Raw genomic sequence first — 19062 nt, 5'->3', positions numbered from 1 at the left:
AACAGCAATGTCGTGATCCCACGTCGCCGCGTCGTAGGAAGGTTCATAAATTCGAAACCTACTTGTTCTGCGTGCGGCGACGCAGAACGTCCTTCAAACTCAGCGGGATTATACCGAATCAAAGATGGATAACGAGGGGGAAAATGTTTAGTTTTCCACAGTCCGTTTTTGCGTTAAACGATTGTAGCATATAGAGATACGTTCGATTGACTCGTCTATTTTTTTCTCCGTGGAAAACTTTGATACCCCAAACCTTAGTGCCGATTGCACCTGTTCTGCGGGTAATCCCATCGCTAACAGCACATGGCTGGGGGGGCTGCTGCCGCTGCTGCACGCTGACCCGCTGCTGCAAGCGACGCCGGCAAAGTCCAATGCCATCAACATTGATTGCCGATCCGCTCCCAAAAACGACAGACATGTCGTGTTAGGAAGTCGGGGAGCCCAAAAGGCTTCGACTCCGTGACGGATGCATCCATGCACGACCAAGTCGGGATGAGCCGATCGCAAACCCTGTTCGAGGCGGTCTCGCAGCGAGCTCAGCCGAGGCTGGGTCTCTGGCAATTCGCTTGTCGCCAATTGCAGTGCGGTTGCCATCCCACAGATCAGCGGCACCGGCTCGGTCCCAGGACGGCTTTCGAGTTGCTGTTCACCGCCGTGCAGTAACGGTCGCAGTTTGACGCCACCGTCGAGCCACAGACCGCCGATCCCGGTGGGGCCATGGAATTTGTGAGCCGACATTGTGACCGCGGACGCACCGAGTGTGCCAAACGAGATCGGTACTTTTCCGATCGACTGGGTCGCATCGACATGGAATGTCACGCCAAGATCGCGGCAAATCTGGGCCGCTTGCTCGATCGGCTGGATCACTCCGGTTTCATTGTTGGCGGACATCAACGACACCAACCCGGCGGGTCGATCGCCGCTTTGGATCGATTCGGCGAGCGAGTCGATTTTGGCGACCCCAGCACTATCGACATCCAACCAGCGGATTTCGCGTCCCTGAGCGGCCAGATGTTCGGCAACCGCAATCACACTGGGGTGCTCGATCCGGCTCAGTACGATTGGCGCATTGGGATCGGCAAGTCCGGTGAGGGCGAGATTGTTCGATTCCGTGCCCCCACTGGTAAAAATCAGCCTGGGGCCGCCAGGTTGATCCAAGGGCGAATCGATCGCTGAACCGATCACGTCAATCGCCTCGTCGATCCGCAGCCTCGCCGCACGACCGATCGCGTGTTGGCTCGATGCGTTGCAGGGGCCGCTACGGAGCACGTCCAGCATCACGTCGACGACGCGAGGATCGATCTCGGTGGTGGCATTATTGTCGAGATAGATCACTTGGCACCCAATTCGCTAAGGTTTGATTCAGGTGGCAGGCTGGCTTTGGTTGGCAGGCTGGATTCAGATGTCTGGCTTGCTTCGGGGGCACCCCCGGCGTCGGGCTGCGACAATGCCTTCAACTCCTTCGCGTCGGGAAAATCCTTCAATGCTTCGTCCAACAATCCAGTGGCCAATTCGTCACGTTTGGCCGATCGCATGTCGAGGATCAAATCTCGGTACTGAATCACAAGCATTTGGTCGATTTTCGAGCCCAGCTCGGCCGCGGTTTGCTTTCGCTGGGCCAATTCAAACAGCGGCGGCATCAGTAAATAGAGTTCGCGATCGGCGAGCCGCTGGATCACCGGCCAAAATACTTTGGCTTGACCAGGACGATCGATGCTCCATTGCCGCCAATATTCGTTACCTTGGTGCTCGAGCGACAGCTGATCGACCAAAAGTTGACCATCCCTGGGGGTGGAACCAGAGAACCCTCGCGAAATACGAACTAAATCCCAACGGTCGGTGGCAGGCACAGGATCGACGATCAGCTTTTTCTGACGCAGGTAGATTGCCGTTTTCGGAGTCGATGCGGTACGACGGATCGGAGTGATCTGCAAATGGACAATTGGGATCTCGTAAAACTGAAAATCCCGCATCAAGAAATTATCGGGCGAGATTTCCCGGCCGCTGACAAATCCCTGAGTTCGAACGAATAGCAAGACAAACAACGAGACGAGAATCGTTCCGATCACGATGACCCATCGCCGCAGAGAACCTCGTTGTTTACGGAGCGTTCGCGGTTCGGAGCCGCGAGACCGACCAGACGATGATGTTGATGCCGTGGTAGACAAGGGAGCCTTGATGAAAGATGTTGCGGAAAAAGTGAAGAATCGAGGGGATACGAACGATTGTCAAACAGTATATGCGTTTCGTAGCGAGCGGATTTCGTCGCAATTCTTCGCAAATCGTGATTGATATCTTAAGCCATCCTGACGCGTAGAGTGATGAAACGTAACCCATCCATCTTAACCCTGCGAAGTTCGCGTGATCGAGGTCACTTGGCGTTAATGCCGGTGGTAAATCCTCGCTTATCGCGGCCCTACAGCGTGTTAGGGGGGCGGGATTCCGATCCGGCTTTGGAGGACGAATCGGTTGCGGACGACGTGCCGCTCAGCCCCAGTCCGGTGGATGATAGTGTCGAGAAGAAACGAAAACGTGCCGAAGCGGTTCTGTTTCTCTCAAAATCCCCTATAACGCTTCGAAAACTTGCCCAATTGGCTCACTTGGCGGATGCAACCGAGGCCCGTACACTTGTCCGCGACCTCAATAGTACGTACGAAACCTATGGTCGAGCGTTTCGAGTGGAACTGATCGCGGGTGGTTATCGTCTGATGACCCGAGCGGCACTTTCCCCTTGGTTGGCTCGACTTGGACATTTGCCTTTAGCCATGCGGTTGTCGACGCCGATGATGGAAACGCTTGCGGTAGTCGCCTACCGTCAACCGGTTTCCCGAGCGGACATCGAATCAATTCGCGGTGTGGCTTGCGGTGATTTGTTGCGACAGTTGATGGAAAAGGACTTAGTACGCATAGCAGGCCGTAGCGAAGAATTAGGCCGACCGTATCTTTACGGAACCACCAAACGTTTCTTACAAACTTTCGGATTGGCAAACACCGACAATTTGCCTCCGATCCAGTGGCAGATTCTACAAGAAGCCCAGCCCGATCCCGCTGCTGAAAACGAAGCCGAAGAAACCCTAGATTCAACATCCCTTGATCCGTCCACTAACGATAATTTTTCATCCACGAAGGAGTCTGTCGTGAGCACCGCCTTAGCATCGGTTCTCTCCGAAGCCGATTCAGAAGTTCTGGTCGCCCTAGGTCCCGCTGAAAACTCGTTTGATCCCAATACGGGTATCGTCGACGACGCGCAGTCCATCATCGAGGATGAAGAAGACGAGTTGTATGGCGACGACGATGACGAGGATGACGACGTCGACGATGATTGGGACGACGACGACGATGACGATGATGATCTCGACGACGATGACGACGACGACGAAGATCTCGACGAGGATGACCTCGATGAAGACGATGACGACGACGAAGTCGAAGAAGAAAACGCCGACTGGGAAGAAGTCGACGACGACGATGAAGACGATGAGTGGGAAGACGACGACGAGGACGACGACTGGGACGACGATGAAGAAGAAGAGGAAGACGACGACGAGGATTGGACTTAGTCGTCGTTACTCTCGGCCGCTGGCAGCGTTTTTCAGTTGCGATATTTGCTGTCGCAGAGCGACAATTTTCGCTAGCCTCGGCCTTTAGTCCGGGGAATTTGCGTCAAAACTCATGTATTGGGTTTTGATGGTGATTGCTACGTTTACTCGTCACCCAGATTGAACAGGTGCCGCAGCGCTTCGAGCAACCCGCGTTGGTGCCCCTCGGCGGCATCGTCGCGGACCGATGACAGCGGCGGATGCAGCAATTTATTGGTCAAGCGATCGAACGATTTGTCGATCTCCTGAATTACCGAGGCGTCCACGTTTAATTGCTCGAGCTTGTTCTTCAACCGCTTCAGCTCTTCCTCTTTGATCCCAGCCGCATTTTCGCGTAAACGGCGAATCACCGGACCGGTGGATCGGTGATTAACGGCCAAGATCAAACGCTCGGTCTCATCCGCGATGATTTGCTGAGCCTTGGGATATTCCTTCTCACGCTCACGCCGATTGCGTTCGCAGGCCGCTTTCAGATCATCGATCTGATACAGATAAACGTTGGGAAAATCACCCAAGGCGGGATCAAAATCGCGAGGCACCGCTAGATCCAGGATCAACAACACGCGGCCTTGTCGCTTGCTGCGAATCGAATCGAACATCGCTCGGTTGACGATCGGCTCCGGAGAACTGGTGGTCCCGATCAACAAGTCGGCCTCGATCAATTTCTCGGTCAATGATTCCCAGGGTGCCGTTTTCGCATTGAAGCGACTGGCTAATTCCTCCGCTCGATGAGAACTGCGATTGATGATCGTAATCTTGGTCGCGCCCGCTTGGATTAGGTACGGCAGCGTTTCTTCGCCCATCTCGCCCGCTCCACAGACAACAATTTGTTTGTCGTGTAGCGAATCAAAGACCTCGGGGACGACTTCGCCGACCGCCACGCTCGGCACGCTGATGCGGCGACGATGAATCGACGTCTCTTGTTGGACACGTTTCGCGGTGCGGTTGGCCGCTTGAAAGACCGCATGTGTTAACGGTCCCGCCGAGCCACTATTGCACGCCAAGTCGTAGGCCTGTTTGACTTGCGACAAGATCTGGGCTTCACCGAGTACCATGCTGTCCAGACTCGCAGCCACGGTAAACAGATGCTCGACCGCTTCGGGACCGGTCCGATAGATCATGTGATGGATGACTTCGTCGGCCGTCATGTGATGTTGGCCCGCGAGAAAATCGGCAACGGCATCACGATCCAAACCGAGCGAATCGTCGTTGGTGGATGCGTACAACTCGACACGGTTACATGTGCTCAGCAGCACGACCTCGGCGGCGGGAAAACGCTCGCGAAAATCGTGCAGAGCCGTGCCAACCTGGTCGGCGGTAAACGAAATGCGTTCGCGGAATTCGACCGCAGCATCATGATGGCTACAACCAATCATTTGCAATTTCATGATTGTTGCACCTCAGGAGACTGCGCTAGTGCAGTCGTCACGATCGCATCAGTGGCTGCTGAATCAGGTTTATTTACATCGGGGGTTTCGCCGCTACCGTGAGACGATGTCAGCACGCCAAAGAAGGCGAGCAACAGAAAGCCAAGACTCGCCAACGTCAAATAGATCGCCTTGCGACCTTGGCTCGCGGGGGCATAGAAAAACTCAACACACGTCGCCACGATCAACCACACCAAAAGTAGGAAACTGAGCAGGGTCCCTCCCTCGGTCAATCCGACATGTCCCCAACGATTCAAATTCATCACCACTCCCGCGACCACGCCAATCGAGACCGCCGTGGTGCTGACGATCAAACAGCGGCGGTTCAGTCGGGCAAGCGTTTCGAGCGTTGGCAATCGCAGTGTCGAACCAGCTCGCTTTCGTTTCAGTCGCGACGATTGAGCCAAATACATCACGCCGGCCAAAAAACCGATCAACACGGCACCGGCACCGGTGGCCATACCAAAAGCATGGATGCTCAACCAAACCTCTGCTGCCTCGCTGCGTGAAAACGGAGCCATCGGTCGTACGGCAATCGACAACCCGATCAGACCAAGGATCATCGGCAAAAAGAAAAAACTGATGATCGTATCGGGTCGCCGCAGATAGAAAACCAAAAAGCAAATCGCCATCCCGAGGGCCAACAGCAGCGACCATTCTGACCAGCTCGCCAGCAGACCGCGGTCACCCTCGCCACTGACATCCACCGTACGCAGCACCAAATAACTGGTGTGCGCGAACAGCCCCAGCGACATCATCACGATGACGAGCAGGCCGCGGCCAGGTATCTTGCCTAGCAGGCGGAGTAGTTCTAAGACGAGCACAACGATGTAGCTCGCGAAGAAACAAGTCACGGTAATCTTGCTAAGAATAGCGAGCATCGTGGAGGTTTTTGGGGCTTGGGGGACTGTGACGCTCGAGGGGGGGTGCCGTGGGGCAAGCCACAGCGAACGGGGGACCCACGACAGCGGGCTCAACCGCGTCACAGCGGAATTTACAACGCTTTTCCAGCAACCATCCTACACACTTGCCAAAATTTGTCAGCTTGGCATGTTCTCGAAGCAACGAAACTACGATGCCAGATTCCCATCACAATCGCTACGCTCGCCAAATCCAATATGCTCCGATCGGTGCGGCAGGCCAATCGCGGATCGAGCAATCGGCTGTCACAATCCTGGGCTGTGGGGCGTTGGGCAGTGTGGCTGCCGAGATCCTGGCCCGAGCTGGGGTGGGACGGTTGCGGTTGATCGATCGGGATCTCGTCGAATGGACGAACTTGCAGCGACAAGCATTGTTCGACGAGGACGACGCGGCAAAAGGCCGTGCCAAAGTGCAAGCGGCGAGTGAACGAATTGCTCAAATCAATAGCACGATCCAGATCGACCCCCTCGTGATCGATGTCACCGCCGGCAATATCTCCGATGTGCTTGACGGGTCCGATTTGGTGATCGATGCCGCTGATAATTTTGCGGTCCGTTTCCTGCTGAACGATTGGTCACTGAAACAAAAAACCGCTTGGGTGCATGGCGGATGCATTGGCGCCAGTGGCCAGGTGTGCTTGTTTAACGGGTTAGGATCACCCTGTTTCCGCTGCCTCGTTCCCGAGCCGCCACCGGCTGCTTCAGTGCCCACCTGTGATACCGCCGGTGTGCTTGGTGCGGCGACGCACATGATCGCCAGCTTGCAGTGCATGGAGGCGATCAAATGGCTGTCCGGTAACCGCGAAGCGGTCCACGATGAAGTCTGGTCGTTTGATCTATGGCGGAACCGGTTCCGAGCTCTGCAACTCGATGCGGGTCTAAGTCAATCGTGCCGCGCATGTGCCCAGCAGAAGTACGATTTTCTAGACGCCGATCACGAGCGATCGGGTGCCGCCATGGAAATCTGCGGCCGCGATGCCGTGCAGATCACGCCTGCAACGACCGCCAAGATCGCACTGAAACAGGTTGCCCAGCGATGGCAGGGGCAAGGCGAGGTGCAAGCCAATCCGTTTTTTGTTCGCTTGACGATTCCAGCGCAAGCGAATGAAGCGGAACTGAGACTGACACTGTTTGCCGACGGCCGTGCCGTAGTCGACGGTACCGAAGACCCCAGCAAGGCGCGAACGCTGTACGATCGCTTTGTAGGTGGCTAGTTTGCGTCACCCCCCGTAGCGAAAGTCGCCAAAACTTTCGTGAATCGCCGAACAAGTCGAAACTCTTGACGAGTTTCGCTACGTTAACGCCGGCCGAAACTCTTCGCGAGTTTCGCTACGACGATAAGTTTCGTTACGGACGATGACGCAACAAAAAAAGGGCAGACGCTTGCACGTCTGCCCTTTGATTTTGATTGTCACGAATTCTTAGTGATGACTAGGAATCGTTGCCTTCGGATTTGTCCGAGCCGCCCTTGTCTTCGCCGACACCGGCACTGACAGTTTCACTCGGTTCAGGCAATCCTCGCTTCTCGCCTTTGAAATCAAGACGAGTGATTTTGCCATCGCTATCCTTGAACGCATCGATCACGATCGTGTCCTGGCCTTCGAAGGTGCCTTGCAGCAACTCTTCGCTGAGCGGATCTTCGATACGCTGCTCGATCGCTCGGCGAAGCGGACGTGCACCGTAATCGAGGTTGCTGCCCTTCTTGACCAAGAACTCTTTCGCTTCGTCGGTCAATTCGATTGCCAAACCGCGTTCTAACAAACGTTCGCGGACCTTCGACAATTCGTAATCGATAACCGATTTGAGGTCTTCTTTGGTCAAGTGACGGAAGATGATCGTGTCGTCCAACCGGTTCAGAAACTCGGGTCGGAAAACGCGTTCGATCTGATCCATCACGCGGCTCTTCATCGAATCGTAACTGGCATCGCCGTCGGGCTTTTGGAAACCAAACGAAGATTCGTTCTTGATCGCTTCGGCACCCGCGTTGGTGGTCATGATCAGGATCGTGTTACGGAAGTCGATGTTACGACCGAACGAGTCGGTCAAACGGCCTTCTTCCATCACCTGCAACATCATGTTGAACACGTCGGGGTGAGCCTTTTCGATTTCGTCGAACAAGACTACCGCGTACGGACGACGACGAATCTTTTCGGTCAACTGACCGCCTTCTTCGTAGCCGACAAATCCCGGAGGGGCACCGATCAAACGGCTGACGTTGTGCTTTTCCATGTACTCGCTCATGTCGATATGAACGAGCGCGTCGGCGTCGCCGAACATGTATTCGGCCAATGCCTTGGCCAGCAACGTTTTACCAACCCCGGTGGGGCCCGCGAAAATGAACGATCCAGTCGGACGTTTCGGATCCTTCAAACCACTACGGCTACGTCGCACAGCCTTGGCAACCGCGGTCACGGCTTGCTGTTGGCTAACGACTCGCTTGTGCAGTTCTTCTTCCATCTTCATCAAACGCAGACTGTCTTCGGTCGACAGACGTGTCAACGGAATACCGGTCATCTTGCTGACCACTTCCGCGATCACTTCTTCGTCGACAACGCCGTCGGTCTGCTGACTCTTTTGACGCCATTCGGCGGTGATCTGGTCTTTCTTCTTGCGAAGTTTTTCGGCCTGATCACGCAGATTGGCGGCTTTTTCGAAGTCTTGGTTCGCGACCGCGTCCTCTTTTTCCTTGTTCAGCTTTTCGACTTCTTCGTCGATTTCTTTCAAATCTGGTGGACGAGTCATGGTACGCAATCGGACCCGAGCACCCGCTTCATCGATGACGTCGATTGCCTTGTCGGGCAGGCAACGTGCGGTGATGTAACGCTCGCTCATCTCGACAGCGGCAACGATAGCGTCGTCGGTGAATTGAACGCGGTGATGTTCTTCGTAACGTTCGCGAAGTCCTTTTAGGATCGCAATCGTTTCGACCTTGCCGGTCGGTTCAACGATGATTTCTTGGAAACGACGCGCCAGTGCGTTGTCCTTTTCGATGTACTTGCGGTACTCGTCCAAGGTCGTCGCACCGATACACTGGATCTCACCGCGAGCGAGTGCAGGCTTCAGTACGTTGGCGGCATCGATCGCGCCTTCGGCACCACCGGCACCGACAAGCGTGTGCAGCTCGTCGATGAATAAGATCGTGTTCTTGACGCGGCGAACTTCGGTCATAACCGCCTTGATTCGCTCTTCGAATTGACCGCGGTACTTTGTACCAGCGACCATCATCGCCAAGTCCAAAACGACGATTCGCTTCTCAGCCAAAATCTCAGGCACTTCGCCTTCGATCACTTTCTGAGCAAAGCCTTCGATGATCGCGGTCTTACCGACACCGGCTTCACCTAGCAGGACGGGGTTGTTCTTGGTACGGCGGCAAAGAATTTGAATCGCACGTTCGATTTCTCGCTCACGTCCGATCACAGGATCCAGTTCGCCCTTCTTGGCCAACTCGGTCAAATCGCGACCAAAGCTGTCCAGAGCCGGAGTCTTGCTCTTGCTGCTCTTGCCGGATGAACTGCCGCTGCTTTCGCCGTCGCCGCTGCGACCACCGCGTTCGCCAACCTCGGCACCTTCGAGCCCGTGGCCCAACAGATTCAAAACCTCTTCGCGAACGTCCTCGAGCTTCAGCCCTAGGTTCATCAGAACCTGAGCCGCGACACCTTCTTGCTCGCGGAGCAGTCCCAGCAGGATGTGCTCGGTCCCAACGTAGCTGTGATTCAAGTTGCGTGCTTCTTCCATCGAGTACTCGATGACTTTCTTGGCACGCGGCGTTTGTGGCAACTTGCCAACGGTGACCATTTCAGGACCGCTTTGGACAAGTTTCTCGACTTCGAGTCGAATTTTTCGCAAATCGACCTCGAGGTTCTTTAGCACATTGGCGGCAACACCACTGCCCTCTTTGACCAAGCCCAACAAAATGTGCTCGGTGCCGATGTATTCGTGGTTAAACCGCTGTGCTTCCTGATTAGCCAATTGCATGACTTTTCGGGCGCGGTCGGTAAAGCGTTCGTACATTTAATTATCTCGTTTACCCAGGCTGTCAAACTGGCGATACATTTCGCAATAAGTCAGATAAGCAAACCGTACGCCACTTTCCCACTTGATGGCAATGGCGGTCTGATTCGCATCGATGATTACGGAATGATCCTCAGTCAAACGCAATGACTTTGACTCTACGTTTGATTCTATCGGTTAGGTCAAAGGTCGGGGATAGGAGCTTGACGTAGGAAACCAGAAAAGACGGCCATCGAGAGCAAATTGTCTTAAAAAACACGACCAAGTTTTCTTGCAGAACTTCGTCGCGTCCGGTTCTCGCTGCGGCGTCAGCGGAGCTAGAAAGCTAGCATTAAGCAGCAGCGGCTCGATCTGCTGTCATATCGGCAGCGTTTTCGGAGAGGGCTGCATCGTGATTAGCAGGATTTTCTCGAGCGTCACTCTTCGTTTTGTTCTTCGATTCCTCTTCGGCCGTCATCGCACGACGAATGCGTTTTCGCTCCGTTTCCACTTCAACCCACCACGGATCCGCCACCTCGAGTCGACTGATTTCGTTAATCAGAACGGTGGCGTGGTCCAATTGGTCCAGATGTCGATAAACCGAGCACAACAACAGCAGGGCTGGGGGGTCGCGTGGCTCGATCGCCAACACCGAAGTCAGCAATTTCTCAGCCGCTTCCCAATCGCCCCGCAAATAAGCCGCGTGGGCTTCGCGAAACCGATCGGGCTCTTCGCTGACTTTGCGAGGATGAATTAATTCCGGCAATTCCCGCAGTCCACGGACCACGTAGTAACCCCAGACCGCGACGCCCACCAACGTGGCCATCCAGAACAATCCGCCCGATAACCAGCCGGGGTAGATCCAACCGAACACGAAAAAAATATTCAGCGCTAGGCAAAATGCGATCGCCAGCGGTAACGAAGCCATTCGGCCACGCCACCACAGCTCTGGCAATCCCGGCCAAAGACACGATAAATAGTAACTCGCGCTCATAACCTCGCTTGTACTCATTCGCAGCCGAATGAATCAAGCACAATCGCCAAATTACCTAAGTTCACATTCTGAATCGGGGTAGTGGATCTTGCTAAAGATCCTTCCATAACGATCCTTCAGCAACAAACGGTAGCGACCGTCGGCTAGACGGTGGACAGTACGTCGAAACACTCCACGCTCTGGCGAGCTTCGCTACGCCGAAATCGACTTTTGTCCAGGAGCTTTCATTCCGCATCCGAGACTCTTGGCGGCTTGTAGATTTCATGAGCCGCTTACGCGTGAGCGGCCGGGTGCCACGCATTACCCGGTGCCTTACGGCCCTCGGCACAGAAGGTCATTTACATTTCGATTAAAACAACACGCTGTTGGCGAGTTTCGCTACCCAAAACAGTGTCGCTACCTAGACGTCGCCGTACTGCCAGACTGATTTGTAGGCGTCGGCGTCTTCGAAATATTTCAGCAGCGATGCGTAAAAGTCGTGGCTGGCCAGTGTGGCGCTGTCGCCCACCATGATCATTTTGCGACGCGCTCGGGTCAGTGCCACGTTGGTCCGCCGCGTGTCACTCAAAAAACCGATCTCGGCTCGATCGTTGCTGCGGACCATCGTCAACAGCACGACTTCCTTCTCGCGACCTTGAAAACCGTCGACCGTATCGATTTCAAGTTCGGGCAACTCTAAACGCGAACGCAACAGTCGCACCTGAGCAGCGTACGGAGCGATCACAGCGATCTGTTCCGGCTGCACTCCGGCGTCAAGGAACTCGTGAATCAAACGGATGATCAGATTTGCTTCTTTGGGATTTAATTTGCTTTGACCATCCGGTTCTAAGGCTTCGTCGAACTCGGCACCGGCGGTGTCGATGAACTCGATCGGCTGGGTGGTCAGTTCGCTTTCGATGACATCGGGCAAGTCGCTGAGCTGGTGGGATCGAACCGACGCATCGGCGATCAAGGTGCCGTCATAAAATTCTTCGGATGAAAAATTCATGATCGTTTCGTTCATACGGTACTGGACTACCAAACGGCGGAACACCGAGTCGCCTTCTCGCTCGACGAGCGATTGCATCAGCGATTCTTTCATGCCGGCTCGCGCGGCTTCGTCGCTCAACACCGTCGGCGGCAATTGGCAATGGTCGCCTGCCAAGACCAATCGTTCGGCTCGCAAAACGGCTTGCCACACGCTGGGCTGGGTGCACTGGCACGCTTCGTCGATCACGACCAAGTCAAAATCTTGGTCGTACAACAATTCGTCATCGATCGTGGTCGTGGTGCAAACGACGTCTGACGAATCGATCACGCTGCGGATGACGCTGCGTTCGAGCGATCGGATTTGGCCGCGAAGCTGTCCCGCTTCGGCATACAATTCGCCTTTGCGACGAAAACCCTCGCGGCCTCGTGGTTTCTTGGATGCCGCCCGCATCAAATGTTCTAATTCACGACGCATATCGCGAACGACCTCGGTCGACGGATCCGCATCGACGAGTTCGTCGAGCGTATGCCCTCGCAATGATTCAAACACACGCGCTGGATGCCCGACTCGCAACACGTTGGGCATGATCGCGACCAAACGTTCGAGCAGATTGTCCACGGCAGTGTTACTGGGGGCACACGCCAACACTCGCTCGCCGCGAGCGACCGCTTGGTAAATGACCTCGGCAATCGTCGTTGTTTTTCCAGTTCCCGGAGGCCCATGCAAAATGGCGACATCTTGAGCCGACAGCGCGAAACGCACTGCGTCTTGTTGCGGCGGATTTAAATCGGTCAAAAAATGGACATCGGGCAAATCGGTGAACCGAATCGGGCGAAACCCCAACAGCGCGTCGCGAAGTCGTCCGGTGCGAGCGGTCGCAGTTTGCGCCTTTGCCATTGCCGCCAATTGGCGTCGACGCGTGGTTTCATCGGGCGACAGATCGATGCGAAACGTCGACCCCGCTGGCCACTGCTCGGTCGCCACCTGGATCGTGTTATGTTTGCGGCGACTGACGACCCCAGCAACGCCTTCGTCCGACGCGTCGGACCAGTCCGAGATCACCACCGGGGAACCGACTTTTAGCCGGTTCATCGGCAGCGTGTCGCCGCCGGGTTTGACAAAATCCAGCAGCAATCGGCCCGCCAGCCCTGTTTTGTGGTCGGACATCTGTAGCGAAACGAGGGTTTCCCCGCTACTTTCCACGTCTCGTTGCGAGCGGATTTGCCGTCGCAGAGCCATGCGAGCGCGTTCGGCTTCGCCTTCCAACGCGAGCCAATGCTCCAAAACGCCGAAATAATCTTCGGGGGACATGCAATCCCTCACCCCTTTTAAGCCGCCACCAAACGTACTGGACCCTGGAACAGCAGGACGTGAAGATCCACGACGCGGACGAGATTGGCCAGAACGAGACGACATCACAGAGAGCTCAAAATGAAGAAGTACAGGGAATGTTTCCGCTCATGTTAATCGGTTTCGCAATTTGGACACTGGTAGCAAGTTTGATCACCGCGATTCTGTACGCGTGGGACAAACGCGCCGCACAAACGGATCGGCGTCGGATTCCCGAGCGAACGCTTCTGGGGTGGTCGCTCGTCGGTGGATGGCCTGGGGGCTGGATCGCTGGCCGTTGGCTACGTCACAAAACCTACAAACGATCTTATCGAATCCAATTCGCGTTGGCCGCCACTCTAAATCTGATCGCCGTGGCCGCCGTGGTTTACACATGGCATTGATCGTCCCCCCTTCGCTCGGAACATCGCCGGAATCATTCGCGAGCTTCCCGTAGTGGATCTTGCTAAAGATCCCTGACGAAGGCCTAATTCCCGCTAAAGATACCGATGAAGGATCTTTAGCAAGATCCACTACGCTCGTTATATCGTGTGCTTAAAATAAGTTCGCAACCCAGACCCATTGTTGATTTGACGCCATGTCGAGCGAAAGTGACCGTCCCGTCTCAATCCAATTTGTTCCCATCGAATTTCAGTCCGATGTGTACCGTCAATCCATTGCTCTGCGTCACGCGGTGCTTCGTCAACCGCTGGGGTTAGCGTACAGCGAAAGCCAGCTCGCTGCGGAACATGACCAGCTTCATTTCGGCATGCTCAGCGGCAATGCGTTGCTCGCCTGCGTGTCAGTAATACTCCTTTCACCGAGCGAGGCAAAAATTCGCCAAATGGCGGTGGATGCCGCACTGCAAGGTCGAGGAATCGGATCGGATTTGCTGGGCCGAGTCGAATTGGAATTAAAGTCTCGCGGGGTGCAATGCATTGAATTACATGCTCGCGAGGTGGCAGTGGGGTTCTACGAGCGGCTTGGTTATATGGTCACGGGAGAACCATTTACCGAGGTCACGTTGCCTCACATCAAGATGACCAAAACGATGGTCACATGCTGAGCCAAAACCAGACGCCCATTGGAATACAGATCAAATTGACGACCCAAGCAAAGATCAACTTTCTTCGCGCCCTAGCGTCACGATAGGCAGTCGTTGGAATGGTGAGCGTGACGTACAGCGAATAAAAGTTCAGCAGCGGTGGGAAAATCAAGACGCCCACGATCGAAGACAAGTACGCTCGCTTGACGGCGACATCGATCGGTTCATCGAGTACGGATTGCGAATCGCGACGATCGATTGGCAACGCGGGTGGATGTTTCGGCAGATCCGAAATCGGGTTTGGTGGCTGATAGGGATTGGCTGAAACGGCGATCGGCTCCGTCGAAGTTTCGCTGATAAAGTCACCAGCACCCAATTCCGATGCGAAGTCATCTTCCTCGTTTGGATCGTGGCGTCCGGTGGCATCGTCCTCGCTACGTCGCTTGTTGCAACTCCAGCAGACTTCGAACGCGGGCTCGTTCTGTTCTTCACATCGCGAACAAATCCAGGGTCCCGCACTTTGGATCAACATCTCGTCGGCCCTCAGCAGATCGACTGCCCGCTGGTAGTCCGTCGGTGCGACTTCGATCCGCACCAAGCGGTCCGTTCCGGCGCCACCCATGCTGAGTGCCACCGCGGCATCGGTGCCGGTCACGATCGAGCGAATGCCGGCGGCGGCCAGCCGAATTCGAATCGTTTCGGCCGAAAACGCATCGGCATACTCGCGGACGCTGACCATCGGGCCGCGATAATTCGAGACCGGTATCGCTGACGCCTCCATATCAGCGTCGGGTGAATCGGCTTCTTGAAATTCCGAACTCGGCAAAATGCTTGTCTCCGAACACGCATAATCGGAAATGGGACCGCTCTCTGCGACAGAATAACCGGTCCTGGAGTGATGCCAGGGGCAAAATCATTGACTAATATAGTCGCTGGGGTGATCTCCGATCCTGCCTGATCACCCCAATCGCTTGTTTCTCTTAGCGGCGAATCTCGCCGCATTCACTATAACCGCATCCCATCTTCCTCCTATCCGTTAGGTGAACTTCCATGCCGATCCGTCATCGGTTACCCCGAATCCTCGCTTCCGCCGCGTTTTTTCTCTCGCTCGCGGTGCTGGGTCATGCCTGTTGTGCTGAGTCGATTCAGCTTCGCGACGGACAACGCGTTGCCTTGGTTGGCAACAGCACCGCAGAGCGAATGAATTTGTTCGGTAATTTGGAGACGCTTTTTCAATTGCGAACTCACGATCAACGGATCCAGTTCCGCAACTTTGGTTGGCCCGCCGATGAAGTTGCCAACCAGCAGCGTCCGGGAAACTACACGCTGATTGACGATCCGTTCAAAGTCTACGGTGCCGACTTCTTTCTCTGCTTCTTTGGCTTCAACGAATCTTTCGCGGGTGACTCTCCCGAAGCGATCGAAACGTTTATCTCCGACTATCGCAAATACCTCAGCAAGCTCGCTGCCGATTTTGCGGTCGATAGTCGCAAGCCTTCGTTTGTGTTGGTCACGCCCATCGCGTTCGAGTCGACAGGCGAACGCTTGCATGCGGATGCAGGTTCGCGCAACGCGATCCTGGCCAAATACGCCGAAGCCATTGTCGAACTTGGAAAATCAGACGGATACCGCGTAGTCGACGTTTTCGAAGCAACCGAAAAGTTGTTCTCCAGCGAACCAGGGGCTCAATACACCATCAACGGAGTTCATCTGAACGAACAAGGTGACGAGGAACTTGCTCGTTTGATCGACGCCCAATTATTTGACGAGCCGCTGCCAAGCATCGACTCTGCACAAAAGGAAAAACTCCGTACCGCGATCAATGACAAATCATGGTTGCATTCTCAAGACTATCGCATGCTGAATGGCTGGTATGTCTACGGTGGCCGCCGGACTTGGGATACCGAGACCTTCCCGACCGAGTTCCGCAAAATTCGTCAAATGGTCGACGTTCGCGATTCCTACGTTTGGGACATCGCCGCAGGACGACCCGTGGCCGACAACCCCGATGATTCGGGAACCGGCGAAGTGTTTACTCCGGAAACCATGTTCGGTTCGCGTGACGAAAATTTCCGTGAGATGCGTGAACCAAAAACGCTCGAGTATCCAACACCTGAAGAATCAATTTCTCAGATGAAGGTGCCTGAGGATTTCCGCATCGAGTTGTTTGCTTCGGAACGCGAATTTCCCGAACTGGCAAACCCCACCCAAATTGCCTTTGATGAAAAAGGCCGCTTGTGGGTTTCGTGCATGGTCAATTATCCGCAGTGGTTGCCAGGCTCATCACGACCGAGTGACCGTTTGCTGATTTTGGAAGACACCGATGGCGATGGCAAAGCCGACAAATGCACGACATTTTATGACAAGTTGATTTGCCCCACCGGATTCGAATTTTACGACGGTGGCGTGCTGGTGGTGGACGAACCACGGATCATTCATTTGAAGGACACCGATGGCGATGACAAGGCCGACGAAGTGGTTAATGTTCTCGATGGACTGGCGACCGATGACACCCATCATACGATGGGTGCTTGGGAGTTTTCGCATGGCGGTTTGCTGTACATGCAAGAAGGCGTGTCGATGTCGACGACCTTGGAAACGCCGTGGGGCCCTTTCCGCAATCATGGTCCCTCGGGTTCATACGTCTGGGATCTCAAATCGCTGAAAATCTGTCATTTTCGTACTCCTGCCTATGGAAACCCGTGGTGCCTGGTTTTTGACAAATGGGGCATGGGGGTGATCGGTGACGGTACCGGCGCTCAACAGCACTGGGCAAGTCTGCTATCGGGTGCAGCGGTTCGTTCGCGAAGCAGCGTGCAACCGATTTTCAATAACGAAGGAATGCGACCGGCGGTGGGCAGCGAGTTTCTAACGTCGCGTCATTTTCCTGAGTCCTATCACGATCACTTTATTTATGCCTGTGTGATCAACATGCACGGGATGCCCAAATTCACGATCGAAGACGAACCGGGAACCGCGGGTTTGACTGGAAAACGGATCGAAGATTTGCTCTCATCGACCGACATGTTCTTTCGCCCCGTCGATCCCAAAGTGGGCCCAGACGGTGCGGTTTGGTTCGGCGATTGGTGCAATGCGTTGATCGGACACATGCAATATTCGCAGCGCGACCCGAACCGCGATCACGAGCACGGCCGCATCTATCGGATGGTTTACAACAAGAAACCTCTGATTGAACCTGTGCTACAAGCAGACAAAAGCGTCGAGGAACTGCTTGATCAATTGACTACCTATGAACTGCGCACCCGTTATCGCGTCCGTCGTGCGCTGCACGACCGCGACGAAAACGAAGTATTGACCAAGGCCGCTGCTTGGCTCGGCGATTCGACCGACCCCATGAAAATGTGCGAAGTCCTGTGGTTGCAAGAGTTCTTTCACAAGGTCGACTCGAAATTGGTCCACCGGATCATGAACAGCGATGACTTTCATGCTCGCAGTGCTGCCATTCACGTTGTCGGCAACCAGTGGGAATGGATGGACAACCCGAACGAAATTTTGCGTCGATCGATTGTCGACGAGCATCCTCGTGTGCGTCTAGAAACGCTGCGGGCGATCAGTTTCCAAGAAACGATCGAAGCTGTGGAAATAGCCTTGCGGATTTATGAGAACCCACGTGACCAGTGGATCGACTATGTGTTCGAGCACACGCTACAAGCCTTGCAACCGGTTTGGGAAAAGGCCACAAAAGACCCCGAGTACTTGGCAAGTTTGTCGCCTGAGTCACAAAAAGTTCTTCGCGACTATCAACACTCCACCGGTCCTGGACGCGACATCTACGTTCCGCTGCGAACGTTGATGAATCCCGATAAGAAGACCGAGCACAACAAGGCGCTTGAGAAATTGGTTGCCGCCGGGGGTGGTAGTGTCGAAAACGGAGCGAAGGTGTTCGAGCGAACCTGTGCTGCGTGTCACCTGCATGGCAAACTTGGCAAAGAGTTTGGACCTAAGTTGACCGATGTCGGCAGCCGGATGTCGCGTGAACAGATTATTCGCTCGGTGATTTGGCCAAACGAAGAAATCTCGAAGGGTTTCGAGACCGTACAAATTTTGACCTATGACGGGCAACCGTTTGCCGGGTTCATTCTTGCCGAAGACGAGGACACGCTAACGCTGGGGATTGCCAATGGCAAAGTTGAGAAGATCGACAAAGAAGAAATTGAAATTCGCAAGGAGATGAACGCCAGTAGCATGCCTGAAGGGTTGCTAGAAACGATTTCGCCCGGCGAATTCTTGGATCTGATTGTTTTCTTGACTGACGGATGGATTTCCACCGATCCAAACAGCAAGATGAAGCTGAGGAAGTATGGCGAGTTCGAAGAGATTTCTCGCGACGCTCAGCTCAAACTCGGAGCGAACTTTCAAAGCCAGTACTCGGGCGGCGCATCGTCGTTCATGAGTGGCAAATCGCCAACCAAGTTTGACTTTGCATTTCACTCGCGTGAAGGTGCCAAACCCGAAGACACGATGATGGTCATTCGGCTGGCCTCGCCCTCAGAAGTGCGTCACGTGGAACTGACCAACCGCCGTACTGCTCAATTCCACAGCCGTGCGAAAGGGCTTGCGATGTGGACCAGCAACGATGGACAATCGTGGACCAAGGTTTGGACGAGCGAGCAACCTCAAGCGAAATATTCGTTTGATTTGCCTGCGGGAACCCAAGCTCAGTTCATTAAGTTGGGGCTCGAAAACGGCGGCACATTCCATCTGGATCAAGCCGTCTTTTACGGTCGCCGTTTGCCCGCGTCTGCTGCGGTTAGTCAGAAGTAACGC

Annotated in this window: 13 protein-coding genes; 5 read left to right on the top strand and 8 right to left on the bottom strand. The window is 54.6% G+C overall.

The genetic code is table 11. The features are described 5' to 3' along the window. Positions 1-147: 147 nt before the first annotated feature. Both SH528x_RS37230 and SH528x_RS37225 read right to left on the bottom strand, forming a co-directional pair. Positions 148-1335: a cysteine desulfurase family protein gene (locus SH528x_RS37230; RefSeq protein WP_442508476.1), complete on the bottom strand. Its 1188-nt coding sequence runs from the start codon at positions 1333-1335 to the stop codon at positions 148-150. After that, complete coding sequence (locus SH528x_RS37225) at positions 1332-2069, bottom strand: hypothetical protein (protein ID WP_442508475.1); 738 nt, start codon at positions 2067-2069, stop codon at positions 1332-1334. The genes SH528x_RS37230 and SH528x_RS37225 overlap by 4 nt, the downstream gene beginning before the upstream one ends. Before the next feature lie 252 nt (positions 2070-2321). Between SH528x_RS37225 and scpB the strand changes: the two genes are divergently transcribed. After that, positions 2322-3560 carry an SMC-Scp complex subunit ScpB gene (gene scpB / locus SH528x_RS37220; RefSeq protein ID WP_442508474.1) on the top strand — a complete coding sequence of 413 codons (1239 nt, stop codon included), beginning with the start codon at positions 2322-2324 and terminating at the stop codon, positions 3558-3560. A gap of 143 nt (positions 3561-3703) precedes the next feature. Here the strand turns inward: scpB and hemA are convergent, their stop codons facing one another. Together hemA and ccsA are read right to left on the bottom strand one after the other, a co-directional pair. Next, positions 3704-4987: a glutamyl-tRNA reductase gene (gene hemA, locus SH528x_RS37215; RefSeq protein WP_442508473.1), complete on the bottom strand. Its 1284-nt coding sequence runs from the start codon at positions 4985-4987 to the stop codon at positions 3704-3706. After that, positions 4984-5907, bottom strand: coding sequence for a cytochrome c biogenesis protein CcsA (ccsA, locus tag SH528x_RS37210; RefSeq protein ID WP_442508472.1), 924 nt, complete (start codon positions 5905-5907; stop codon positions 4984-4986). The genes hemA and ccsA overlap by 4 nt, the downstream gene beginning before the upstream one ends. Before the next feature lie 194 nt (positions 5908-6101). Here ccsA and SH528x_RS37205 point away from each other — a divergent pair, with 194 nt between their 5' ends. Further along, positions 6102-7160, top strand: coding sequence for a ThiF family adenylyltransferase (locus SH528x_RS37205; protein WP_442508471.1), 1059 nt, complete (start codon positions 6102-6104; stop codon positions 7158-7160). Positions 7161-7377: 217 nt separating this feature from the next. Here SH528x_RS37205 and SH528x_RS37200 read toward each other — a convergent pair whose 3' ends face one another. The 3 genes from SH528x_RS37200 to SH528x_RS37190 form a co-directional block, all read right to left on the bottom strand. Next, on the bottom strand, positions 7378-9957 hold the full coding sequence (locus tag SH528x_RS37200) for an ATP-dependent Clp protease ATP-binding subunit (RefSeq protein ID WP_442508470.1): 2580 nt from the start codon (positions 9955-9957) through the stop codon (positions 7378-7380). Positions 9958-10288: 331 nt separating this feature from the next. Continuing rightward, the gene (locus SH528x_RS37195; protein WP_442508469.1) at positions 10289-10930 is read right to left on the bottom strand and encodes a tetratricopeptide repeat protein; all 642 of its coding nucleotides are present in this window, start codon (positions 10928-10930) and stop codon (positions 10289-10291) included. A 400-nt stretch (positions 10931-11330) separates the two neighbouring features. Continuing rightward, positions 11331-13211, bottom strand: a complete 1881-nt coding sequence (locus SH528x_RS37190) for an AAA domain-containing protein (protein ID WP_442508468.1) — start codon at positions 13209-13211, stop codon at positions 11331-11333. A 59-nt stretch (positions 13212-13270) separates the two neighbouring features. Here SH528x_RS37190 and SH528x_RS37185 point away from each other — a divergent pair, with 59 nt between their 5' ends. Both SH528x_RS37185 and SH528x_RS37180 read left to right on the top strand, forming a co-directional pair. Beyond that, positions 13271-13633 carry a DUF1294 domain-containing protein gene (locus SH528x_RS37185; RefSeq protein ID WP_442508467.1) on the top strand — a complete coding sequence of 121 codons (363 nt, stop codon included), beginning with the start codon at positions 13271-13273 and terminating at the stop codon, positions 13631-13633. Positions 13634-13827: 194 nt separating this feature from the next. Further along, entirely contained in the window at positions 13828-14295 is a 468-nt protein-coding gene (locus SH528x_RS37180) for a GNAT family N-acetyltransferase (protein ID WP_442508466.1), read from the top strand. Here the strand turns inward: SH528x_RS37180 and SH528x_RS37175 are convergent. Beyond that, positions 14285-15100 carry a hypothetical protein gene (locus SH528x_RS37175; protein ID WP_442508465.1) on the bottom strand — a complete coding sequence of 272 codons (816 nt, stop codon included), beginning with the start codon at positions 15098-15100 and terminating at the stop codon, positions 14285-14287. The genes SH528x_RS37180 and SH528x_RS37175 overlap by 11 nt on opposite strands. A 224-nt stretch (positions 15101-15324) precedes the next feature. On the opposite strand from SH528x_RS37175, the gene SH528x_RS37170 reads away from it, so the two are divergent. Then, positions 15325-19059, top strand: a complete 3735-nt coding sequence (locus tag SH528x_RS37170; RefSeq protein WP_442508464.1) for a PVC-type heme-binding CxxCH protein — start codon at positions 15325-15327, stop codon at positions 19057-19059. Positions 19060-19062 lie beyond the last annotated feature (3 nt).

It is taken from the genome of Novipirellula methanifontis, assembly GCF_052161655.1.
GTDB lineage: Bacteria > Planctomycetota > Planctomycetia > Pirellulales > Pirellulaceae > Novipirellula.
Note: the sequence above shows the minus strand (reverse complement) of the source record. Positions and strands in the feature narration are given on the sequence as shown.

Coding starts and splice junctions, on each gene's coding strand:
- scpB (WP_442508474.1), top strand. CDS start 2,322: ATGAAACGTAACCCATCCATCTTAACCCTGCGAAGTTCGCGTGATCGA.
- hemA (WP_442508473.1), bottom strand. CDS start 4,987: ATGAAATTGCAAATGATTGGTTGTAGCCATCATGATGCTGCGGTCGAA.
- ccsA (WP_442508472.1), bottom strand. CDS start 5,907: ATGCTCGCTATTCTTAGCAAGATTACCGTGACTTGTTTCTTCGCGAGC.
- SH528x_RS37205 (WP_442508471.1), top strand. CDS start 6,102: ATGCCAGATTCCCATCACAATCGCTACGCTCGCCAAATCCAATATGCT.
- SH528x_RS37200 (WP_442508470.1), bottom strand. CDS start 9,957: ATGTACGAACGCTTTACCGACCGCGCCCGAAAAGTCATGCAATTGGCT.
- SH528x_RS37195 (WP_442508469.1), bottom strand. CDS start 10,930: ATGAGCGCGAGTTACTATTTATCGTGTCTTTGGCCGGGATTGCCAGAG.
- SH528x_RS37190 (WP_442508468.1), bottom strand. CDS start 13,211: ATGTCCCCCGAAGATTATTTCGGCGTTTTGGAGCATTGGCTCGCGTTG.
- SH528x_RS37180 (WP_442508466.1), top strand. CDS start 13,828: ATGTCGAGCGAAAGTGACCGTCCCGTCTCAATCCAATTTGTTCCCATC.
- SH528x_RS37170 (WP_442508464.1), top strand. CDS start 15,325: ATGCCGATCCGTCATCGGTTACCCCGAATCCTCGCTTCCGCCGCGTTT.